Genomic DNA, 20,131 nt, shown 5'->3' with positions numbered 1-20,131 from the left:
TTCTGAACCTCCTCTCCCATTTTCTCGTGTTCTTATTATCACATAGAAAAAGATGGCATTGTCCTTAAATCGTATGAAAAATTAAGACAAAATATGAGAGGAATTTTAGACAGGATATGACATAATAAAGGGAAAAAGAGGAAAAGTAAATCCTGAATATGCCGCACTCGCTTTTTGAAAATGTATGTTCTATAATAAAGATAAGTTATTCCCATTTTTCAAGCCAAAAGCCTTGAGTGATTGCATTTCACTCAAGGCTTTTGCTATTCCAGCTATCTTTCTTTATTTTTGCGTCTGCGATTGCGCAGGAATGTCGGAATGTCAAGATTGTCCATTCCGCTGTATGATGGAGCTTGACGCGGCTCTGGACGGGACAGAATTTGTGGCTCTTCGCTGTCTCGCTCCGGCTCAGCCTGATTTGTACGACGCAGCGGTCGCAAGTTCTGCACGCTTAGCGCCTTATCGCGACCTGCATCTATTTGTGGTCGGCGCGCCATTTGTTGTTGTGACTCTTCAAATCCGGTCGCAATGACTGTCACGACGATCTCGTCTTTCAGGTTCTCGTTAATTACAGCACCAAAAATCATGTTTACTTCCGAATCAGCAGCAGAAGCAACAATATCGGCCGCTTCATTTACTTCATATAGACTCAAATTCGTACCACCAGTAATATTCATTAGCACGCCGCGCGCGCCGTCAATCGATGTCTCAAGCAACGGACTACAAATCGCTTTTTTCGCCGCTTCGGCCGCCCGATTTTCTCCCGTAGCAATCCCAATCCCCATAAGTGCAGAGCCCCGCTCCGTCATAATCGTCTTCACATCAGCAAAGTCAAGATTAATTAATCCCGGTACGGCAATCAAGTCGGAAATGCCTTGCACACCCTGGCGAAGCACGTTATCCGCCTCACGAAACGCTTCAAGCATTGGAGTATTTTTATCAACAATTTCTAGCAGCCGATCGTTTGGAATGACAATAAGCGTGTCAACCTTGTCTTTTAGTCCGATAATCCCCTGCTCTGCTTGCACGGCGCGTTTACGACCTTCAAATGTAAATGGACGGGTTACAACGCCTACTGTAAGTGCTCCGATTTCTTTTGCGATTTCCGCGATGACTGGAGCAGCTCCTGTTCCCGTCCCACCACCCATTCCGGCAGTCACGAAAACAAGATCGGCTCCCCGTAGCGCCTGTTCGATTTGTTCACGGCTTTCTTCCGCCGCCTTCTTTCCAACTTCCGGATTGGCTCCAGCGCCAAGCCCGCGCGTTAACTTGGCGCCAATTTGCAGCTTATGCTGCGCCTTTGACAGATTAAGCGCTTGGTAATCAGTATTGACTGCGATGAATTCAACGCCCTGAATCCCGCTTTCGATCATCCGGTTTACCGCATTGCTCCCACCGCCGCCAACACCGATGACCTTTATCTGCGCTAGCGTATCCATTTCCAAGTCGAATTCTAACATGTATAAAAGTCCCCCTCACTTATCATGCACACAGTTCTAAATAAATTCACTAAACCATTCCTTAACCTTCTTGAAAACTCCCCCATGTTCCTTCAGCTCTTTTGAAGTTTTCAGTGCATTATTCGTTTTTTTGCTTTTCGGCTGAGGCTGTTTCACTTCCGGTTGCTGAGGCATCTGATTCATATAGTATTTGGACGCGTATTTGATCAGCCCCACTCCCGTTGTATAGGATGGATCACGCACACCTATGTAATCCGGAATCGCAATCCGCACAGGGGCCTGTAGCTCATAACGCGCCAACTCTAACAAACCCGGAATATTGGCCACTCCCCCGGTCAATACGAAACCATTCGGTATGCTTGTATCATAACCCATAAGATATAATTCGTCTTCTACCAAATTAAAAATTTCCGCAGCACGAGGTTCAATCACATTAGCCAATTCTAACTGGGTATATTCCTTCTCCACATCGCTCCCTATCCGCTTCACAAGAAAGCGCTCGTCCTCACTCGCTTCTTCGATAAGCGCGCACCCGCTGTTTAATTGAATTTGCTTCGCTTCTTCTGTTGTCGTCCTGAATCCGATCGCAATATCGTTTGTAATATAATCGCCACCGATTGGCAACACGGAAAAAGCGTTCAGCGTTCCTGACTCAAATACTGACACTGTCGTAGAACCGGCGCCGATATCCACAAGCACTACCCCTAAATTTTTTTCATCCTTCGTCAACGCAATCTCACTGGATGCAAGCGGCATAAGGTACATTCCGGCGATGGATAATCCCGCCCGTTCTACGCAGCGTACGAGGTTATGTATGACAGTCTTTGCTCCTGTAATGATCGTACCTTCCATCTCGAGGCGTACGCCCATCATACCTCTTGGGTCGCTGATTTCTCCAAGGCCGTCAACAATATATTGAATAGGAACCACATCGATAATTTCGCGTTCCGGGGGAACGGCTATCACCTGCGCCGCCTTCATTACACGTTCAATATCTTCGTCCGTAATCTCTCTGTTCTCGCTGGACACAGCAACCACTCCGTGGCTCGGCTGCAACTGAATATGGTTGCCTGAAATACCGACCACAACATGACGGATCGGCAAATCGACCATACGCTCCGCTTTTTCTACGGCTTCCCGAATCGATTGCACAGTCTCGTCAATATCTACAATGGCACCTTTTTTTATTCCATGCGAATCCGCCGTTCCAACCCCAATAATATTAATGGTTCCGCTGTTAATTTCTCCAATGATTACTCTGACTTTGGATGTACCAATATCTAAGCTGACAATATATTCACTGCTGTTCAAATTTGGCACCTCCTCTATTTTTATTTTTGGTAGTGTCTAGCGTAGCAATAAAAATGATGTACTGTATTTACTTCCACATCGCGCAGTATTTCCCCTCTTTTTTCAACGCGAAAATTTATAAAAAATATGCGTTAAGGGAGCGTTTTCTCCTCTTTTTCCCTGAACCAGCGCCCGATGAGTATACGGCGGATCACAGCAATATTGTTAAACAGGCGAACGCCAAAAGCAAAAATGGCCGCTAAATACAAATCGATCCCCATATACACGCCAAGAAAAGCAAGCCCGGCCGCCAGTAACGTATTAAAGAAAAAGCCCGACATAAATACTTTAATGTCAAAGGAATTCTGCAAATATGCGCGCAAGCCTCCAAAAATGGTGTCAAGGGCGGCCAGCACTGCGATGGACAAATAGCTGCTGTATTCCTCCGGTACCCGGAATTGAAATGATAGCCCGAGAATCACACCAATGACTAAACCGAGAATTGGTAACCACATTCGCTTACGACGCTCCTTTTTGTTCCATAGGCTTCATATATTTTACTCTTACAGTTCCTTGATACGCGGGAACCGTCACGCTTTCCGATTTTTGAATGATAAACTTTTTATTTAAAAATTGAAACCAGGCTTCCATTGATTCACGGTCCGAACCGGGAAGGCGCAGCGCAGCTTCCAAGCTCTGTGGTTCTCCGATTGCCTTTATAATATAAGGCATCTCAATTGGCTTTGTATCTACCTGAATGCCTTCACCGACGGTACGAATGGAACTGCTCACGATCAACCGATTCCCGTTAATGGCGATCGCTTTGGCACCGTTCGCGAATAACAGGCTTGTCAAATCGGTTAAATCTTGGTCAATAACTGGAGATTGAAGCTTGTTCATTCCTGGGGCGACAGGATTATCTTCAATCGTAATAATCACGCCAGGTCCCGTCACATCGGAAAAACCATTCTCTCTTTTAATGCGGGCAAACTCTTCCTGAATGACAGAAAGCCCCCCGCCTTCATTCATCGACGTTTCATATTCTCTCAACAGTTTTTCATACTTGGAAATGTCATTTAATAGCTTCTGGTGACGCTCCATTTCTTTTTGTACATTCTGACGCAGTTGAAACAAGTCTTGGCGTTCCGTTGCAAAAATCATCTGATTTGAGCGAAATTGGAGCGCTAGCATGAACCCAATAATAATACTTATTACTGTAATTATGAATGGGACCTGTCGATTATTTTTCATTTTTCATCGCTTCCTTACCGCTCCTATTAAATACACCTTAAGATACTAACATTCATCGACGTTATAAGGGAAAAAGTGATGTCAAACTATCATTCCCTTGATGCTTTAGGCTTCTGTCGACGCCTTCGCTTGCGTTTCACCGACATAGGCCGGCAGTTCAATTTTGTCTGAACTGTTGATGGTAATTTCAATCGTACGTTGCTTCAGCATGTCAATGACCCCACCGGGCAATTTTAGAGCTGAAAGAAGAGTTTCCTTGTCACCAATCGCCTTAATCACAAACGGAGGCGCAAGTTTTGTATCATTGACAATCACTGTCGGCCCGACACAGCGGACGCTTGAACCGCCCACCAAACGTTGATCATTGATGGCGATACCTTCCGCACCAGCAGCAAATAATTCGTTGACCACATCCCGAATATTCTGATCGTGCACAATCCCGTCGGCAACATTATTAAAGCTGCGGGCCGATTTACTGTCTTCAAGTGTGACCGTCACCCCCGATCCGACAACCGGTATCAATCCCGCCTTCATTCGCATTTGTTCCAATTCATTCAATACCTGTCGAGAAACTGCCTGTCTTTCCGACAGTTCCTTTTCTTTTTGATTCACTTCCAGCCGCAACTTTTGCAATCTTTTTTCCAGTTCCTCGTTCGTTTCTTTTTCCTGGATAAGCTTTTCATTTAGCTTAACTTTTTTCTCCCACTCACTATCGCTTGAAGCAGGAACATTGCTTGCACCTTCCATGGTCAACTGCACCGAATAAGCAACAATAAATCCAAATACGAGGAACACAAGCGCTAAGTATACGTGGATTCTACGAATCTTAAGGTTGTTTATTACCGTTTGTTTGTTGCTGCTTATACGGTTCAAACCACTTCACCTCTGATAAATTAATAATCCCTTCCGTCTTTCCTTCCCGCTTCAAGCTCTGTACAAATGAAGGGTACCATGCCATATTATCCGCAAAATCCTGGATTACGGTATGAACCTCAAAACCGTCTTTCATAAAAAGAATGAGACGATCTGGATTATTTTTCGTAGGTTCATGCCTAATCTCCGAAATTTGTCGACGAATTCCTGGATCTAACTTGTCGAGTTGCTCCGCAAATTCAGGCAACAGCTGCTCTGTCTTCCACAACCGGATAATCGGCTTGTCCACCATTTCGTCGCTCGACGGATACTGTCGCAAGACAACGCCTTTGTTTGTTACCGGATAAAGTTCGCCGCGGTTATTCATCAAAAACGCCACACGTGGGCGTTCTTTAACCACCAGTTCAATTTTCCCAGGAAACGTTTTACGCACTTCTACGCTTTCAATCGCAGGAATCGCTGATACGATAGAGGTGGCTACTTTCTCTTTATTCACCAGCAAATACTGCATATCAAAATGAAGGTGAGATTGTTTGATCACTTCTCCCGGAGACACAAGTTGGGCTCCGGTTACGGAAATATCCTGTACCCGGCTGATAGAGGATTGAAAAAAAAGAACGAGGAGTAACACGAGAAAAAATAGCAACAGCAGTATAAGCAATTGGCGGTTCGTCCTTTTCTTCCGGTTTTCCTTCCGTAAACGCGGGATTTTTTCTATATTCGCCATTCCGTATTCCTCCGCTTTTAAACCTGTAAACTTACAAAAGCGGCATACTCCCATATGCCGCTTCACATGCACAAAATATGCTTGTTGAAAGTGCCGCTTCACTGAACCCGCCGAATACGAGCCCCCAGACTCACAAGCTGGTCTTCAATCCTATCATAACCGCGATCAATATGATAGGATTGCGTCACTCTCGTTTCTCCTTCCGCAGCGAGCCCGGCAATAATCAGCGCCGCACCGGCTCGCAAATCAGTTGCTTCTACTACCGCGCCCGATAAACGCGGCACACCACGAATAAAAGCCGTATTCAAATCCACGTAAATATCAGCACCCAACCGACATAATTCATTCACATGCCGGAATCTCCCGTCAAACACCGTCTCTTTAATGATACTGCATCCTCGTGCCAGTGAAAGAAACGCCATCATCTGAGATTGCATGTCGGTTGGAAATCCAGGATAGGGTGCCGTCATAATTCGATCAATGGCGCGAAATGATCTGCTGGCCTTTACCGTAATTATATCATGCCCATATGTGATTTCAACACCGCTTTGTTTGACAACATCTAACAAAGACACAAGATGCATTGGGTTGACGTTGCGCAAAGTAATGCTTCCGCGTGTAATAGCCGCCGCCAGCATCATCGTCCCGGTTACAATCCGATCGGGAATCACCTGATAATCTGTGGCATGAAGTCGGGAGACCCCTTCGATGATAATCCGATCCGTTCCAGCGCCGCGTACGCGCGCGCCCAAACGGTTAAGGAAATTTTGCAAATCGATAATTTCCGGTTCACGCGCTGCATTGGAAAGAATGGTCTCCCCTTTTGCCAACACCGCTCCCATCATAATGTTCTCCGTAGCTCCGACACTCGGATAATCAAGAAAGATGACGCTACCTTTGAGCTTATTAGCTGTACAATGAATCAATCCGTCTTGAGTCGTAATTGTGGCTCCGAGAGCTTTCAATCCTTTAAGATGAAGATTGATGCGCCTCTCCCCGATAGCACAGCCGCCCGGACGTGAAAGCGTCACTTGCCCGAATCTCGCCAAAAGCGGCCCCATTAAAAAGATAGAAGAACGCATCTGCCCCATTAGATCTTGTGGAACAAACGAAGAAGAAAGATTCGTCGTATCTACGTGAACAGTCGTTCCTGTATGACTGCATACGGCACCAAGTTTTGTCAAAATCTTAAGCATTACATCAATATCAGAGAGACGGGGTACATCGTAGATGGTGTAGGAACCTCCGGTCAGCACGGTAGCCGCAAGAATCGGAAGTGCCGCATTCTTTGCGCCTTGAATGCGCAATTCTCCTGAAAGAGGGGTTCCCCCCTCTATTACGAATGACTCCAAGATTTCACCTCCGTTTACCCCTCGCCCACCACCAATACTTCCGGAACAAGTTTAATATTATACCGTTCATTTACGATTTTTATTACTTGTTCCATCAGGTCGAGGACATCCTGGGCCGTCGCGTTCCCTCGATTTACGATGAAATTGGCGTGCTTCTCCGAAATTTGTGCACCGCCGACCCGAAGCCCCTTAAGTCCCGCGCTTTCAATTAAACGTCCGGCGTGGTCGCCTGGCGGATTACGAAACACGCTTCCCGCGCACGGCAGCGACAACGGCTGTGTCTGGCGTCTTCTATCTTTATATGCTGCCATATGACGGGCGATCTCTTTACGGTCGCCGTAAGCCAGCTTAAACACCGCGCTTACAACAATGCCCCGCCTCTTCTGCAAGATGGACGTGCGGTAACTAAACCCGAGTTCGTCGGCGGAAAAAATCACCAATTCCCCTGTTTCGAGCAACACTTCAGCCGATTTAAGAATGCGTGAAACGTCAGAATTGTGTGCGCCTGCATTCATATAAATGGCGCCGCCCACCGTACCGGGAATGCCACCGGCAAATTCAAGCCCGGTTAATCCCTCTTTCCCGGCCATGACAGCTAATCGAATAAACGAATAGCCAGCACCCACCTCTATCTCTTCCCCATTAAAAGCGAGGTGATTAAATCCATCAGCCAGTTTAAAGACAACGCCGCGGATTCCTCGGTCCCGCACAAGCATATTTGAGCCTCTGCCCAGCACATACCAAGGTACATTATGCTTGTGAACGAGTTTCATACTGCGAGCTAACGCCATCTTGTCAGTCGGTTCAACGAGAATATCTGCCGGGCCGCCGATTTTCCATGTTGTATGGTTTGCCAGCGGCTCATTGATAAGCACTGTTCCAATGTTAGCTTCTTTCAACTCTCTGATTAGCTCCTGCATGATAGAACCTCCTTGAGTGAATCCCCTGCCTGGTACGCACTGCTTCCACGGGTCACGCGCCTAGAATAATGTATGCCCAACCCGCTCGCTGTGTTACAGCTAGGGGCAGGTGATCGCTTGTAATTCTTTGTATATGAGTGTGGCGGCATTCGGCTGACCAAGCGCTTTTGCCGCCTGGCGCATTCTATCCACTCGCGCGCTGTCACGCAGGATAGCGTCAATTTCAGCAAGAAGAAGAGAACCGTTCAATTGCGACTCAGTAATCACGCGCGATGCGCCCTGTTCTTCCAGCCACCTTCCATTTTTTTCTTGATGATTGTTTGTTACATAAGGAGAAGGAATCAAAATAGACGGCAAGCCGAGCGCAGTAATCTCCGCTAGGAAAGATGCGCCTGCCCGGTTTACGATTAAATCAATACCAGCCAGCACTTCAGGCATATTATAGATAAAAGGACGGATCGTCATATTTTCCGGCACACCGCCCTGATTTTTTATAGCTTCCATTGTTTTATCGTAGTGGACCTCTCCCGTTACATAAATAAAATGGTAAGCCGGATAATCACACAGCTTCGGTGCCATTTGAATCACTGCTTCGTTAATCGCTTTCGCCCCGCGGCTTCCGCCAACAATAAGAACATATTTTTTCCCTGATGGAACATGTAGCGAAACGAGCCCGGCCCGTCCGTCCGCGTGCGCAACTTCCGTAGCCCGTGGATTTCCGGTCACCACCGTTTTTCCCTGTGGAAAGTACGAAGCTGATCCGGAGAATGTAACCGCCACTCGATCCGCATAACGAGACAAAAATTTATTGGTCAGACCTGGAATTACGTTCTGCTCATGAATCAGCGTGGGAATACCAAGCGAACTCGCGGCGTATACAACCGGACCACAAACATAACCGCCGGTGCCTACGACAACATCCGGCTTAAATTCCCGGATAAGACGTTTCGCCCGGCGGGTCGCCTTAAAAAATCGCATGATTGTTTTTACATTCTCAAACGAAAGACTCCGCTTAAAGCCAGTAATATACACCGACTCAAACGGAATTCCTTCTTTCGGCACAATTTCCGACTCCAACCCTTTTTCTGTTCCAATATATAATACGCGGGAGCCCGGCTCGTGCCGTTTGATTTCTTTAATAAGGGCGAGAGCCGGATAAATATGTCCGCCTGTGCCGCCCCCGCTAATAACAATATCCATACTCGCACCACCTGTCTCCTCTATTGTTCATTTTCTCTCTATTTTAATCCGTGCACTTAGATTCGAGAATAGCGTGAAATATTTAGCAGAACCCCAATTCCCGTCAGCATCAGCGTGAGGGAAGAACCGCCGTAGCTCAGAAAAGGTAGGGTGATTCCCGTTACCGGAAACATACCGGTAACAACACCGACATTGATAACCACTTGAATCGCCAGCATACCAATAATCCCCGTCGCAAGCAAGCTACCGAATAAATCGGGCGCCGTAATTGCAATTCTCATACCGCGCCACAGCAGCAGTAAGAATAACAACAGCACTGTCGCACCGCCGATAAATCCAAGCTCTTCCGAAAGGATAGAAAAAATAAAATCGTTATACGGTTCCGGCAAATACAAGAATTTCTGGCGACTCATACCGATGCCAAGCCCCATTAGACCGCCAGGCCCAATGGCGTATAGAGATTGGATAATCTGGTATCCATCGCCAAGCGGGTCTTTCCACGGGTCGAGAAAGGCGGTAATCCGATTTATTCGGTACGGCGCCGCTAAAATAAGGCCAGCGAACCCGAGAACGCCGAGAAAGGCAAGCCCAAACAAATGCTTCATTTTTGCTCCAGCGATGAAAATCATCAATACTGAAGTATCAAGCAATACCGTGCCAGTTCCAAGATCAGGCTGCATCATAATAAGACCAAATGCAAGGCATACAATGCCGAGCGTTGGTGCCAAACCTTTCGTAAACGAAACAATCATTTTCTGGTTATCCGAAAGCCATTTGGCCAGAAAAATAGCCATACCTAACTTCGTAAACTCCGCTGGCTGAATTCCGAATGCACCAATTCCCAACCAGCTTTTTGCTCCGTTAACCTCCTTACCGATAAGGAGTACAATAACAAGCAAAAAGAAGCAAAAGTAAAGGCCAGGTTTTGCCCATTTTTTCCATATCCAGTAATCAATGTTCATCGTCACAAACATAGCGAAAATACCGAGAATCGCAAAAATAAGCTGCCGTTTGGTGAAAAAGAACGGGTCGCCTTTCTGTGCAGCGACAACCGCGCTCGAACTGTACACCATAACGACACCGACCGCCAGCAGTACAAGTGTAACAACAATAATAATAAAATCAGGAGTTGAACGGGCCTTTATCAACATAAACACCTCTTACAGCACAGAATTTACTGCATCCAGCTGCCTGTCCGTTCAATCCCCTGATTTTGGATCAAACGTTCAAACAGCGGTTACAGGCTTGTTTTAAGCTTATGCACGGATTGCTTAAACAAGACCCCCCGCTCTTCGAACGATTTGTACATATCCCAGCTGGCACACGCCGGCGAGAGCAGTACCACATCCCCTTCCTGAGCGATCAGTCGGGCCTGCGCAACCGCGTCAGTAACATTATCGACGCGCTTTCTGCGAATAATCCCTGCTTCTTCCGCCCGAGCCAACAATTTTTCTGCTGTTTGTCCATATGTGATGACCGCTTTAACGCGCTTTTTTAGAAGTGGCACAAGCTCTTTGAAATCAATGCCCCTGTCAAGACCACCTGCAATCCAGATAATTGGCGCGACAAACGAAGCAAGTGCCCGGCTCGCCGCCTCCGGATTGGTCGCCTTCGAATCGTTGTAGTATTTAACCCCATTAATTTCCGCCACAAATTCAAGCCGGTGCTCCACCCCGGCAAATGTGCGAAGTACGCGCCGAATCGCTTCTATACTCGCCCCGGCAGCACGCGCCACAGAGACACCCGCCAAAATATTTTCCAGATTATGTGTTCCTGGAAGCGCCAGTTCATCCAGACGAAGCACTTTCTCTATCTCCGGGGCTTCCGACAGTTTTTGCGCTAATCTTCCGTTTTGCGGGCGCTTAAATACGATTTCGTCTCCACGAACAAAGCTTCCCTGTTCCACCTCTTGCTTTGTGCTGAACCAAAGAAGAGCGGCCTTTATATCAGCCGCAAGCGCCCGACAAATCTCGCTATCATAATTCAGTACAGCCACATCTTCGGCTGTTTGATTCGCAAACAGCTTGCTTTTGCTATGTACGTAGTCTTCCTTTGTTTTATGATAATCCAAATGCGCGTCATACACGTTCAGCAGACAGGCAATGGACGGACGGAACCGTCGCGTGCCCTTCAATTGGAAACTGCTCAACTCTGCCACCAGCGTCTGCTCCGCCTTTGCCTGGGCCGCCTGTTCACTCAACGGTGTGCCAATATTGCCAGCCACAACCGGATGAAGACCGCTTTCCTCCAGCATGCGCCCAATCAGTGTAGTGGTCGTCGTTTTACCATTCGAGCCAGTGATTCCAATAATGGGCGCATCCGACAGTTCATATGCGACTTCCACTTCCGTTATTACTGGAATGCCAAGCGCAAGCGCCTTTTGAATCGGTACGACCGAATACGGAATCCCCGGATTTTTTATTACGAAATCGACGGACGGATTTACAATGTCGTCGGGATGCCCCCCGCAAATAACATCAATCCCTTCCGCCCACAAATCTCTTGCCTCCTCACATTCACTTTCCGGCTTTTTGTCATTTACCGTTACTAAGGCGCCGCAATGCTTCAACACGCGCGCCACAGCGGCCCCGCTTTTGGCGAGGCCAAGCACCAGGACTCTTTTCCCTTGATATAACGCTTTTCCCTCTTCTACTGACATTAGCTCAACACCCCAATATACACGCCCAGGCTTGCGCAAATCAGTCCGGCAAACCAAAAGGTGACCACTACTCGCCATTCGGACCAGCCGCCCAACTCATAATGATGGTGCAACGGACTCATGCGGAATACCCGTTTTTTTCGCGTTTTGAATGAAATAACCTGAATGATAACAGACAGGGCTTCCATCACAAATACCCCGCCAATAATCACAAGCAAGATTTCTGTTTTTGTTAAAATCGCGACGCCTGCCAGCGCGCCGCCGAGGGCAAGAGAACCCGTATCCCCCATAAACACTTTGGCAGGGTGCGCATTAAATACAAGAAAACCAAGCACTGCCCCGACGACCGCAGCCGAAAAAATAGCGATATTCATCTGGCTGGCTGTCCAGGCAATTACCGCATATGCGCTGAATGCAATCGCGCTCGTTCCCGCTAACAACCCGTCCAGTCCGTCTGTCAAATTGACGGCATTAGAAGCGCCGATAGTCATAAGCAATACAAGAGGCAAGTACAGCCATCCCAGCTCTATGCCCCAATCCGTACCGGGAATCGAAACAATTGTGTCATAACCGTTGCGGAGCAGCACATAATAAAATACGCCGCCAATTACGAGTTGACCAAACAATTTTTGTCTTGCGGTCAGCCCGAGATTTCGCTTCATCACGATTTTGATGAAATCATCAAGAAAACCAATTAATCCATAGCCCAGTGTAATAAAAAGCAACAGAAATATCTCGACCGACTGATTCGCGAATTTAATCACTGTAAAAGTCAGCGCAAGCAAAATAATAATTCCGCCCATAGTCGGTGTACCCGCTTTTTTTTGGTGCCCCTTCGGTCCTTCCTCGCGGATTGTCTGGCCAAACTTCAAGCGTCTTAGAATAGGAATGAAGAGCGGAGCGAGAAGAACCGCAATCAAAAAAGCTGCAGCGATCGAAAAAAACAAAACCCGTACTAGCATTGTGCGCCCTCCTTTCTATTTTCTCCTCATCCTACTTTTTCTTTTCTAGTATGGCTTGATAGGCCTCTTCTTTATCATCGAAATGAATGGTTTTGTCTTTTAAAATTTGATACGTTTCATGGCCTTTGCCGGCGATGAGCACCACGTCGCTCGGCGCTGCCCTGTGAATCGCTTCACGAATGGCTTCCCGACGGTCCACGCGCGTAAAGTAGCGCTCTTCATTTACGCCATCGGCGATAAGGCCAGCCACCATCTCGTCTATAATGGCCTTAGGATCCTCAGAGCGCGGATTGTCGGACGTAATCACAGCCACGTCCGCGTAGCGCGCTGCAATAGAGGCCATAATCGGGCGCTTTGTCCGGTCGCGGTCGCCGCCGCAACCAACAATGCAATACACTTTGCCTTCCGCAAATTCGCGGATTGTTTTCAATACATTTTCCAGACTATCCGGCGTATGAGCATAGTCAACGATAACCGTGAAGTCCTGTCCTGCATCCACTCTCTCAAAGCGGCCACGCACACCTTCCACTTTTTCAAGCGTAGCCTTAATCTGCTCAAGCGGTATGCCCTCTACAAGGCAAGCCGCAGTGGCAGCGAGCGCATTGTATATGTTGAAGTTGCCAATCATGCGAAGCGTAAGCGTCATGCTCCCAACAAACGTATCAATCGTCAAGCGCGTACCGTTGGCCGTAATCAAAATATCTCTCGCGCGTACATCCGCTGCATTACGAATACCATATGTAATGATCTGCGCCGGGGTTATCCGCGCAAACGTTTCGCTCGCCGGATCATCCGCGTTCAACACAGCGTATTTCATCCGCTCATTATCATACTCATTGCCAAGCTGTGAAAACAATAGGCCTTTTGCCTGCAAGTAATTCTCCATCGTTTTATGATAATCAAGATGATCTTGCGTTAGATTGGTAAATACGCCTGTCGCAAAACGCACGCCGCGTACACGTCCCATATCCAGTGCATGTGAAGATACTTCAATCGCCGCGTATTCTGCTCCTTTGTCTTTCATCCAGCGAAACGCACGCTGCAAGTCGAGCGCTTCAGGCGTCGTATTTTTCACTTCCCGTACTTCATCACCCAGGCGCATCTCGATCGTGCCGATGATGCCGGTTGGATGACCGGCTTCTCCCAGAATACGCTCAATTAAATACGTGGTCGTCGTCTTGCCGTTCGTTCCAGTTACCCCGATGATTTTCATGTGTTGCGTTGGATGGCCGAAAAACCGGTCTGCCAGCACAGCCATCGCGCGCTTTGTATCCGGCACGTACACAACCGGAACATGCACGCTTACCTCACGTTGGGCAAGTACGGCCACCGCGCCTCGCTCTACGGCTTTCACGGCGAAATCATGTCCGTCGACCGTAAAACCGGGCAAACATATAAACAAGTCGCCCGGCTTTACTTTACGCGAATCAACTTCAATCCCTGTAATGTTTGTTTTCACATTTCCTGTGGCGCGCCACAGGGCAAGAGGTGCCAATAACTGTTCTAGTTGCATTACCCTTCTCCTTCTTTCCGACGGAAAATCCGCTTTCTATCTCTCATGCATATCCGCATATATTTTAATGCTCTTTGTTTCATTTGTCACCCAGGTAGACGCGAATGGTCGAGCCTTCTTCTACTCTTGTTCCCGGTTGCGGTGACTGGTAAGTGACTTTACTGCCTCTGCCTGAAATATCAAGAGGGAAAGAATAATAGGAACCGGTAATATCTTTACGTTCCATGCCGATAAGATTCGGCACCTGAACGATTTTTTTGTCCGTATACTGATACTCTTTCTCCATCTGCTGTGTTCGGGGCAAAACTTTCATATAACGCAATGAAGAATCGAGAATGTTACGTACAATCGGCGCAGCGACACGCCCCCCGAACTGAATGCCCTTCGGATTGTTAATAGCTGTATACACAATGATTTGCGGATCATCCGCTGGTGCAAACCCAATAAACGATACAATATGCTTGTTCTTCGAGTAAACCCCGTTTTCTACCACCTGGGCGGTTCCCGTCTTGCCGCCGACACGATACCCGTCGATATAGGCATTGCGCCCTGTACCGTTCGCTACGACACTTTCCAGCGCACGTCGCACGTTGGCGGACGTCTCAGGCGAAATCACCTGACGCACCACCTTCGGCTTGTTTTCCTCTAGCATCTTGCCGGTTTTTGAATCATACCACGCTTTGGCAATATACGGCTTCATCAGCTTGCCGCCATTAATCGCGGCACCGACCGCCGCCACCTGTTGGATGGGCGTCACCGATACCCCTTGACCAAACGACGTGGTAGCAAGTTCCACTGGTCCGACACGGTTAAGTGAAAATAGCACACCATTTTCCTCGCCAAGCAAGTCAATCCCCGTCCGCTTGCCGAATCCGAACTCTTTAATATAGTGAAACAAGCGCTCTTTGCCAAGACGCTGGCCTAGCAGAACGAAACCGGGGTTACATGAATTTTCTACGCCTTCTAAAAACGTTTGATGGCCATGTCCTCCTCGCTTCCAGCAGCGCAATGTCGCACCCGCCACTTTGATAAATCCAGGGTCGTTGAACGTGTCCTTATCCAAATCAACCTTTTTATCTTCCAGCGCGGCCGCCAAAGTAATAATTTTGAACGTGGAACCCGGCTCATACGTTTTCCAGATCGGCAAGTTTCGGTTATATGTCTCAACCGGATATTCTTTGTACCGGCCCGGATCATAGTTCGGCCGGCTCGCCATTCCCAACACTTCCCCGGTTTTTGGCGAATAAGCGATCGCAAGCGCATCGTCCGGTTGGTATACAACCATCGCCTGGTCTAGCTCCCGCTCAATAATGGCTTGAATATTAGCATCGATCGTCAAATGCAAATCCTTCCCGTCCTCCGGCGGAGTAAATCGCTCCGAAAGACCTGGCATTTTCTGACCGGCTGCATTTGCGCCGAACGATATATAGCCCCACTTCCCTTTTAGTTGTTCATCATACACGCGCTCAATCCCGGTTAACCCCTGGTTATCCACTCCGGTGAAGCCGAGCACATGGGACAAAAACGCGCCACGTGGATAATAACGCTGACTATCTTCCGTCAATTGAATGCCAGGCAAATTCAACGCCTGCACCTGTTTGGCCACCTCCGGGGAAATGCGGCGGCCTCCCGGCACGCGCACAATCAACTGACGCTGGCTAATTTTTTTGAGTATTTCTTTTTCATTTCCTTTTAGAACCTGCGCCAGCTTGCGTGCGGTCATGGATTTGTCTTTGATTTGGGCCGGGATGGCCAAAACGGAAGGTACGCTAATATTGTACGCAAGCACTTCCCCATTCCGATCGAGAATCCGTCCCCGCTTGGCTTCAAACGGAATGTTGCGCGTCCACAATTCTTCCGCCATGTCCGTAAGCCCAGATCCTTTCCATAATTGTACATATCCAAGGCGTGTGATAAGCAATAGGAACATAAAAAACCCAAGCAGCATCGCAATAAAAATACGGCGTCGAACGGTAACTCCGGATACACGCACGTCCTTTCTCCCCCCTCATCGAATGGATACGCGGACGCGTGTATGCCCGTCCGCATATTATACTCTCAACAATAACCCTATTCGATGAAGAAAAAAGATAGAACGGGCTTTCCTTAGTTCGCCGTTTTTATGTTCTGTTCACCACTTTCTTCCTTGTGCTTTTTCGCTTTTTCTCCTTCCGGCTGCGCCGCGCCTGTCGTTGATTTCGGCGCCAGTGTCACCGCCAGCTTGTCGCCTTTTTTCACTTTTGCTCCTGGCTGTATACTCTGAGTGATGACGTAGCCTTCCCCGTTAATGCCGGTCACTTGGATATCGAGCAGCGAAGCAAGCTCCATTACTTCACGCAGCGTTTTGCCCGTCAAATTCGGCATCTGCGTTCCATCTTTAACGGTCAATATATACACAGCACTTCCTTTGGTCAACTCCGCTTTCGCGCTCGGATATTGCCTGACAATCGTTTTTCCGTTTCCAAGAATTTCGGCGCGAAGGCCGGCCTGCCCTAAGATTTGTTTCGCCTGACTAACGTTTTTTCCGATAAGATCCGGCATAACGGTCGATTCATCGCCCATGATTTCTGTCGTGTGGCCATCCGTCTCATCCGGCGAGAGCTTTAAGTATTGGAGACTGCGCTCCATAACAGACTTAAAAATCGGGGCCGCAATAATTTTGCCGCCCGCAGACGGTGTATCAATTTGCGGCTCTTCCACCATCACATAAACAAGCAGTCTCGGCTTATCTTTTGGCGCAAAACCAATAAAGGAGTTAATATATTTACCGCGCACATAATGTCCATTACGCGCTACCTGAGCAGTTCCCGTTTTACCGGCGACATGATAGCCCGGCAGCGCAAACGGTTGGCCGGTTCCATGCTTCTCGTTGACAACCGCATCCAGCAAATCGCGCACTTGCTTTGCCGTATCTTCGGACACAACGCGGCGAACCATTTGCGGCTTAAACTCCTGGATCACCTCGTTCGTTTTCGGGTCACGAATCTCTTTTACAATATATGGCTTCATCAGCTTGCCGCCATTCGCGATCGCACCAACTGCCGCCACCTGCTGAATCGCCGTAACAGTTACACCTTGTCCGAACGTGATAGACGCGATGTCACGCGGATAATATTTCCGATTTGGATCGAATGAACCCCGCGCCTCATGCGGCAGTTCAATCCCGGTTTTCCCACCGAAGCCAAACTTTTGCAGATAGCTAAACAACCTATCTTTTTTCAGTCTGTCGTATCCGAGAATAACAAACGCCACGTTACTGGAACGCTTCACACCTTCCTTAAACGTAATCCAGCCCCAACCAATGCCGCGGTTATGGTCACGAACTGGCGGACTGCCTTTGATCTTGTAAGTTCCGGACTTATAATATTCGTTCGCATTAAACTCCTTTTCTTCAATCGCCGCAGCCAGTGTGACGATTTTAAATGTGGAACCCGGTTCAAATTCCGCGCTGACAACCGGATTCGTGAAATTTTGAATATCCTTGGGAGCATTCGGATTAAAGCTAGGGCGGCTGCCCATCGCCAGAATCTGACCAGTGTTCGGATCTGCTACCACAACGCTAACGCTCTTCATTTTATATTTAGCGTCCGCCTGGTTCAGCGCGTCCTCGACATAGCTTTGGATCTGGTGGTCCAGCGTCAGCACAACTTTATTTCCGTCTTTGGCCGGCTTGTACGACTCCACGCCTCCCGGAAGCTGGTTGCCCAGCCGATCCTTTCTAAATTTCAGACTTCCTTTTTCTCCGCGCAGTTGCTCGTCCATCTGGCGTTCAAGCCCCATCTTCGCTTCTCCATCTAGGTTGGTATAGCCTATCACATGAGAAGCAAATGTGCCGTACGGATAATAACGGCGTGATTCTTCATATAATCCAATGCCTGGAAGGTTAAGCTCCTTTACCTTATCAGCGGTTTCTTTCGGAACTTTCCAACCACCTGGCCTGATTTCTACCTGGTCTACGTCTTTGCGCATAAGACGCTGTAAAATTTTTTCTTTCGGCATGTCAAGAATGGGAGCTAATTTGGACGCTGTTTCTTCAGGATTGCTCACATAGTTTGTATTTTTTTTGTCATTCGGGTACGGCTTTAGACGCGCGATAACGGTATACGCTTTTCCCTGATAAGCGAGAACTTGACCATTGCGGTCTACAATCTCGCCGCGTTTCGGGTTAAGCGCGCTACTTCTCTCCCATGTATCTTTGGCTTTGACAAGCAATTCAGGGCTATCAATATACTGAATCCAGAACGTGCGGAAAATAAGCGCAAAAAAAGAGAGCGTAAATAGCCCCCCTATGAAAAACGTACGCAGGTTAATTTTCTTTCTTATATCTTTCATTTCTATGTCCCCCTAATTCGAGGCCGTACCGCCTTTGAATACGCGAACCGTATTGTCAAGCTTGCTCAAACCCATTTGTTCGGCGATGCTGCGGATTCTTTCTGGCTTGCTCAGTTCATCGATTTTCGCTCTAAGCTCTCCGTTTTCCTCTGTCATTTTTTTCATCTCGCTCTTTGTCTCAAGAATTTGATAGTTATAGTCGGAAATTTGCGCATAGCGAGCGACGATGAGCGTGGATACACCCACAAGAGCAATAATCGCGAAAAAATAGAGCAATTTCTCTCCCGAGCTAATGCCGTAGCGAATTGTAACCCTTTTCTTTTGAATCATGCGCTGCTTCGGCTTCTGTTCGATACGCGCGGCGAGATTTCCCTGATTGTATAAACGCAATGCTACCTCTCCCCCTTTTCCTAATTTGCTAATTTTTCAGCAATCCGCAATTTCGCCGAACGAGCTCTGCGGTTTTCTTTCAATTCGGCTTCTTTAGGTACAATCGGCTTACGTGTAATAATTTTCAAAACCGGTCTATTCTCGCAAACACATTGCGGAAAATCCGGTGGACATACACATCCTTTGCTGTATTCTTGGTACGTCTGTTTACAAATTCTATCTTCCAGCGAGTGGAACGTAATAACACTTGCCCTGCCACCGGGTGCAAGCCGCTCAATCCCTGATTCCAATGCTTCCCTAAACGCGTTTAATTCATCGTTTACCGCAATGCGGATCGCCTGAAACGTTCGCTTTGCAGGATGTGGTCCGGTGCGTCTTGCCGCGGCCGGAATGCCGCGCTTAATAAGTTCAACCAAATCTCCCGTCGTTTCGATGGGACGCTTTTTGCGCTCCTGTACAATTTCTCTAGCAATACGGCGAGCAAATTTTTCTTCGCCATATTCAAAAATAAGGGTCGCCAACTCTTCTTCCGGCCACCCGTTCACAATCTCATGGGCCGTTAGCGGCTGCGTCCGATCCATTCGCATATCAAGCGGCGCGTCCGCATTATAGCTAAACCCCCGTTCAGCTTCATCAAGCTGCGGAGAGGAAACGCCTAGGTCGAACAATATGCCGTCAATTTGTTCGATATATAATTCGTCCAATATGTGCGCAATACGGCGAAAGTTGCTTTTTACCAGCGTCACATGTTCCATATACGGCGCAAGCCGCTCCTTAGCGGAAGCAAGGGCGTAATCATCCTGGTCAATCGCGATAAGACGGCCTCCTTTCGTCAGGCGCGACGCGATTAACGAACTGTGGCCAGCGCCCCCAAGCGTACAGTCCACATAAATTCCGTGCGGCTTAATCACCAGGCCGTCTACTGCTTCCTGATGCAGCACCGTAATATGATGGAACATCATATTTCCTCCTTGTATCCTGCTACAAATCAAAATCAATCATCTTTTCTGCAATTTCATTAAAATATCGCTGGAATGGGCGACATATTCCTTCCACATCGCCCGGCTCCAAATCTCAATGCTGGATACGCCAATAACGGCGCATCCTTTATCAATAAGACCATATTGAAGCAAAACGATCGGTATATTTACTCTGCCCTGCTTGTCCTGTACACATTCAGTCATTCCTGAAAAAAAGGCGAG

Annotated in this window: 18 protein-coding genes; all 18 read right to left on the bottom strand. The window is 47.9% G+C overall.

Annotated features, from left to right (window positions below):
- Positions 1-272: 272 nt before the first annotated feature.
- Complete coding sequence (gene ftsZ, locus ACH33_RS06760) at positions 273-1,460, bottom strand: cell division protein FtsZ (protein WP_057898316.1); 1,188 nt, start codon at positions 1,458-1,460, stop codon at positions 273-275.
- Positions 1,461-1,496: 36 nt separating this feature from the next.
- Positions 1,497-2,771: a cell division protein FtsA gene (gene ftsA, locus ACH33_RS06755; protein ID WP_057898315.1), complete on the bottom strand. Its 1,275-nt coding sequence runs from the start codon at positions 2,769-2,771 to the stop codon at positions 1,497-1,499.
- Between the two features lie 131 nt (positions 2,772-2,902).
- Positions 2,903-3,265, bottom strand: a complete 363-nt coding sequence (locus tag ACH33_RS06750; RefSeq protein ID WP_057898314.1) for a small basic family protein — start codon at positions 3,263-3,265, stop codon at positions 2,903-2,905.
- Between the two features lie 4 nt (positions 3,266-3,269).
- On the bottom strand, positions 3,270-4,001 hold the full coding sequence (locus ACH33_RS06745; protein WP_057898313.1) for a DUF881 domain-containing protein: 732 nt from the start codon (positions 3,999-4,001) through the stop codon (positions 3,270-3,272).
- 105 nt (positions 4,002-4,106) lie between these two features.
- Positions 4,107-4,874: a DUF881 domain-containing protein gene (locus ACH33_RS06740; RefSeq protein WP_057898312.1), complete on the bottom strand. Its 768-nt coding sequence runs from the start codon at positions 4,872-4,874 to the stop codon at positions 4,107-4,109.
- On the bottom strand, positions 4,828-5,601 hold the full coding sequence (locus tag ACH33_RS06735; protein WP_162265005.1) for a cell division protein FtsQ/DivIB: 774 nt from the start codon (positions 5,599-5,601) through the stop codon (positions 4,828-4,830). Before ACH33_RS06735 ends, ACH33_RS06740 begins: the two co-directional genes overlap by 47 nt.
- 98 nt (positions 5,602-5,699) lie before the next feature.
- Positions 5,700-6,953: a UDP-N-acetylglucosamine 1-carboxyvinyltransferase gene (gene murA, locus ACH33_RS06730; protein WP_057898310.1), complete on the bottom strand. Its 1,254-nt coding sequence runs from the start codon at positions 6,951-6,953 to the stop codon at positions 5,700-5,702.
- Between the two features lie 14 nt (positions 6,954-6,967).
- Positions 6,968-7,873, bottom strand: a complete 906-nt coding sequence (gene murB / locus ACH33_RS06725; RefSeq protein WP_057898309.1) for a UDP-N-acetylmuramate dehydrogenase — start codon at positions 7,871-7,873, stop codon at positions 6,968-6,970.
- A gap of 99 nt (positions 7,874-7,972) precedes the next feature.
- Positions 7,973-9,073 carry an undecaprenyldiphospho-muramoylpentapeptide beta-N-acetylglucosaminyltransferase gene (gene murG, locus ACH33_RS06720; RefSeq protein WP_057898308.1) on the bottom strand — a complete coding sequence of 367 codons (1,101 nt, stop codon included), beginning with the start codon at positions 9,071-9,073 and terminating at the stop codon, positions 7,973-7,975.
- Positions 9,074-9,129: 56 nt separating this feature from the next.
- The gene (gene spoVE, locus ACH33_RS06715; RefSeq protein ID WP_057900276.1) at positions 9,130-10,221 is read right to left on the bottom strand and encodes a stage V sporulation protein E; all 1,092 of its coding nucleotides are present in this window, start codon (positions 10,219-10,221) and stop codon (positions 9,130-9,132) included.
- 89 nt (positions 10,222-10,310) lie between these two features.
- The gene (gene murD / locus ACH33_RS06710) at positions 10,311-11,732 is read right to left on the bottom strand and encodes a UDP-N-acetylmuramoyl-L-alanine--D-glutamate ligase (RefSeq protein WP_057898307.1); all 1,422 of its coding nucleotides are present in this window, start codon (positions 11,730-11,732) and stop codon (positions 10,311-10,313) included.
- Entirely contained in the window at positions 11,732-12,694 is a 963-nt protein-coding gene (gene mraY, locus ACH33_RS06705) for a phospho-N-acetylmuramoyl-pentapeptide-transferase (protein ID WP_057898306.1), read from the bottom strand. The genes murD and mraY overlap by 1 nt, the downstream gene beginning before the upstream one ends.
- A 31-nt stretch (positions 12,695-12,725) precedes the next feature.
- Positions 12,726-14,207 carry a UDP-N-acetylmuramoyl-L-alanyl-D-glutamate--2,6-diaminopimelate ligase gene (locus ACH33_RS06700; RefSeq protein WP_057898305.1) on the bottom strand — a complete coding sequence of 494 codons (1,482 nt, stop codon included), beginning with the start codon at positions 14,205-14,207 and terminating at the stop codon, positions 12,726-12,728.
- Positions 14,208-14,286: 79 nt separating this feature from the next.
- Entirely contained in the window at positions 14,287-16,200 is a 1,914-nt protein-coding gene (locus tag ACH33_RS06695; RefSeq protein ID WP_057898304.1) for a stage V sporulation protein D, read from the bottom strand.
- Between the two features lie 113 nt (positions 16,201-16,313).
- Positions 16,314-18,539, bottom strand: a complete 2,226-nt coding sequence (locus ACH33_RS06690) for a PASTA domain-containing penicillin-binding protein (protein WP_082705936.1) — start codon at positions 18,537-18,539, stop codon at positions 16,314-16,316.
- A gap of 12 nt (positions 18,540-18,551) precedes the next feature.
- Positions 18,552-18,929, bottom strand: coding sequence for a cell division protein FtsL (gene ftsL, locus ACH33_RS06685; protein WP_057898303.1), 378 nt, complete (start codon positions 18,927-18,929; stop codon positions 18,552-18,554).
- 20 nt (positions 18,930-18,949) lie between these two features.
- Entirely contained in the window at positions 18,950-19,891 is a 942-nt protein-coding gene (rsmH, locus tag ACH33_RS06680; protein WP_408863243.1) for a 16S rRNA (cytosine(1402)-N(4))-methyltransferase RsmH, read from the bottom strand.
- 36 nt (positions 19,892-19,927) lie between these two features.
- On the bottom strand, positions 19,928-20,113 hold the full coding sequence (locus tag ACH33_RS06675) for a division/cell wall cluster transcriptional repressor MraZ (RefSeq protein WP_236781981.1): 186 nt from the start codon (positions 20,111-20,113) through the stop codon (positions 19,928-19,930).
- Positions 20,114-20,131: the final 18 nt, after the last annotated feature.

The sequence above is a fragment of the Aneurinibacillus sp. XH2 genome (assembly GCF_001439585.2).
In the GTDB taxonomy this organism is placed as follows: Bacteria; Bacillota; Bacilli; order Aneurinibacillales; family Aneurinibacillaceae; genus Aneurinibacillus; species Aneurinibacillus thermoaerophilus.
Note: the sequence above shows the minus strand (reverse complement) of the source record. Positions and strands in the feature narration are given on the sequence as shown.

Excerpts from the sequence above, each read along its gene's own strand:
- ACH33_RS06750 (WP_057898314.1), bottom strand. The coding sequence starts at position 3,265 with ATGTGGTTACCAATTCTCGGTTTAGTCATTGGTGTGATTCTCGGGCTA.
- murG (WP_057898308.1), bottom strand. The coding sequence starts at position 9,073 with ATGGATATTGTTATTAGCGGGGGCGGCACAGGCGGACATATTTATCCG.
- ACH33_RS06675 (WP_236781981.1), bottom strand. The coding sequence starts at position 20,113 with ATGACTGAATGTGTACAGGACAAGCAGGGCAGAGTAAATATACCGATC.
- ACH33_RS06745 (WP_057898313.1), bottom strand. The coding sequence starts at position 4,001 with ATGAAAAATAATCGACAGGTCCCATTCATAATTACAGTAATAAGTATT.
- ftsZ (WP_057898316.1), bottom strand. The coding sequence starts at position 1,460 with ATGTTAGAATTCGACTTGGAAATGGATACGCTAGCGCAGATAAAGGTC.
- murD (WP_057898307.1), bottom strand. The coding sequence starts at position 11,732 with ATGTCAGTAGAAGAGGGAAAAGCGTTATATCAAGGGAAAAGAGTCCTG.
- mraY (WP_057898306.1), bottom strand. The coding sequence starts at position 12,694 with ATGCTAGTACGGGTTTTGTTTTTTTCGATCGCTGCAGCTTTTTTGATT.
- ACH33_RS06735 (WP_162265005.1), bottom strand. The coding sequence starts at position 5,601 with ATGGCGAATATAGAAAAAATCCCGCGTTTACGGAAGGAAAACCGGAAG.
- ACH33_RS06690 (WP_082705936.1), bottom strand. The coding sequence starts at position 18,539 with ATGAAAGATATAAGAAAGAAAATTAACCTGCGTACGTTTTTCATAGGG.
- ACH33_RS06700 (WP_057898305.1), bottom strand. The coding sequence starts at position 14,207 with ATGCAACTAGAACAGTTATTGGCACCTCTTGCCCTGTGGCGCGCCACA.
- rsmH (WP_408863243.1), bottom strand. The coding sequence starts at position 19,891 with ATGATGTTCCATCATATTACGGTGCTGCATCAGGAAGCAGTAGACGGC.
- murB (WP_057898309.1), bottom strand. The coding sequence starts at position 7,873 with ATGCAGGAGCTAATCAGAGAGTTGAAAGAAGCTAACATTGGAACAGTG.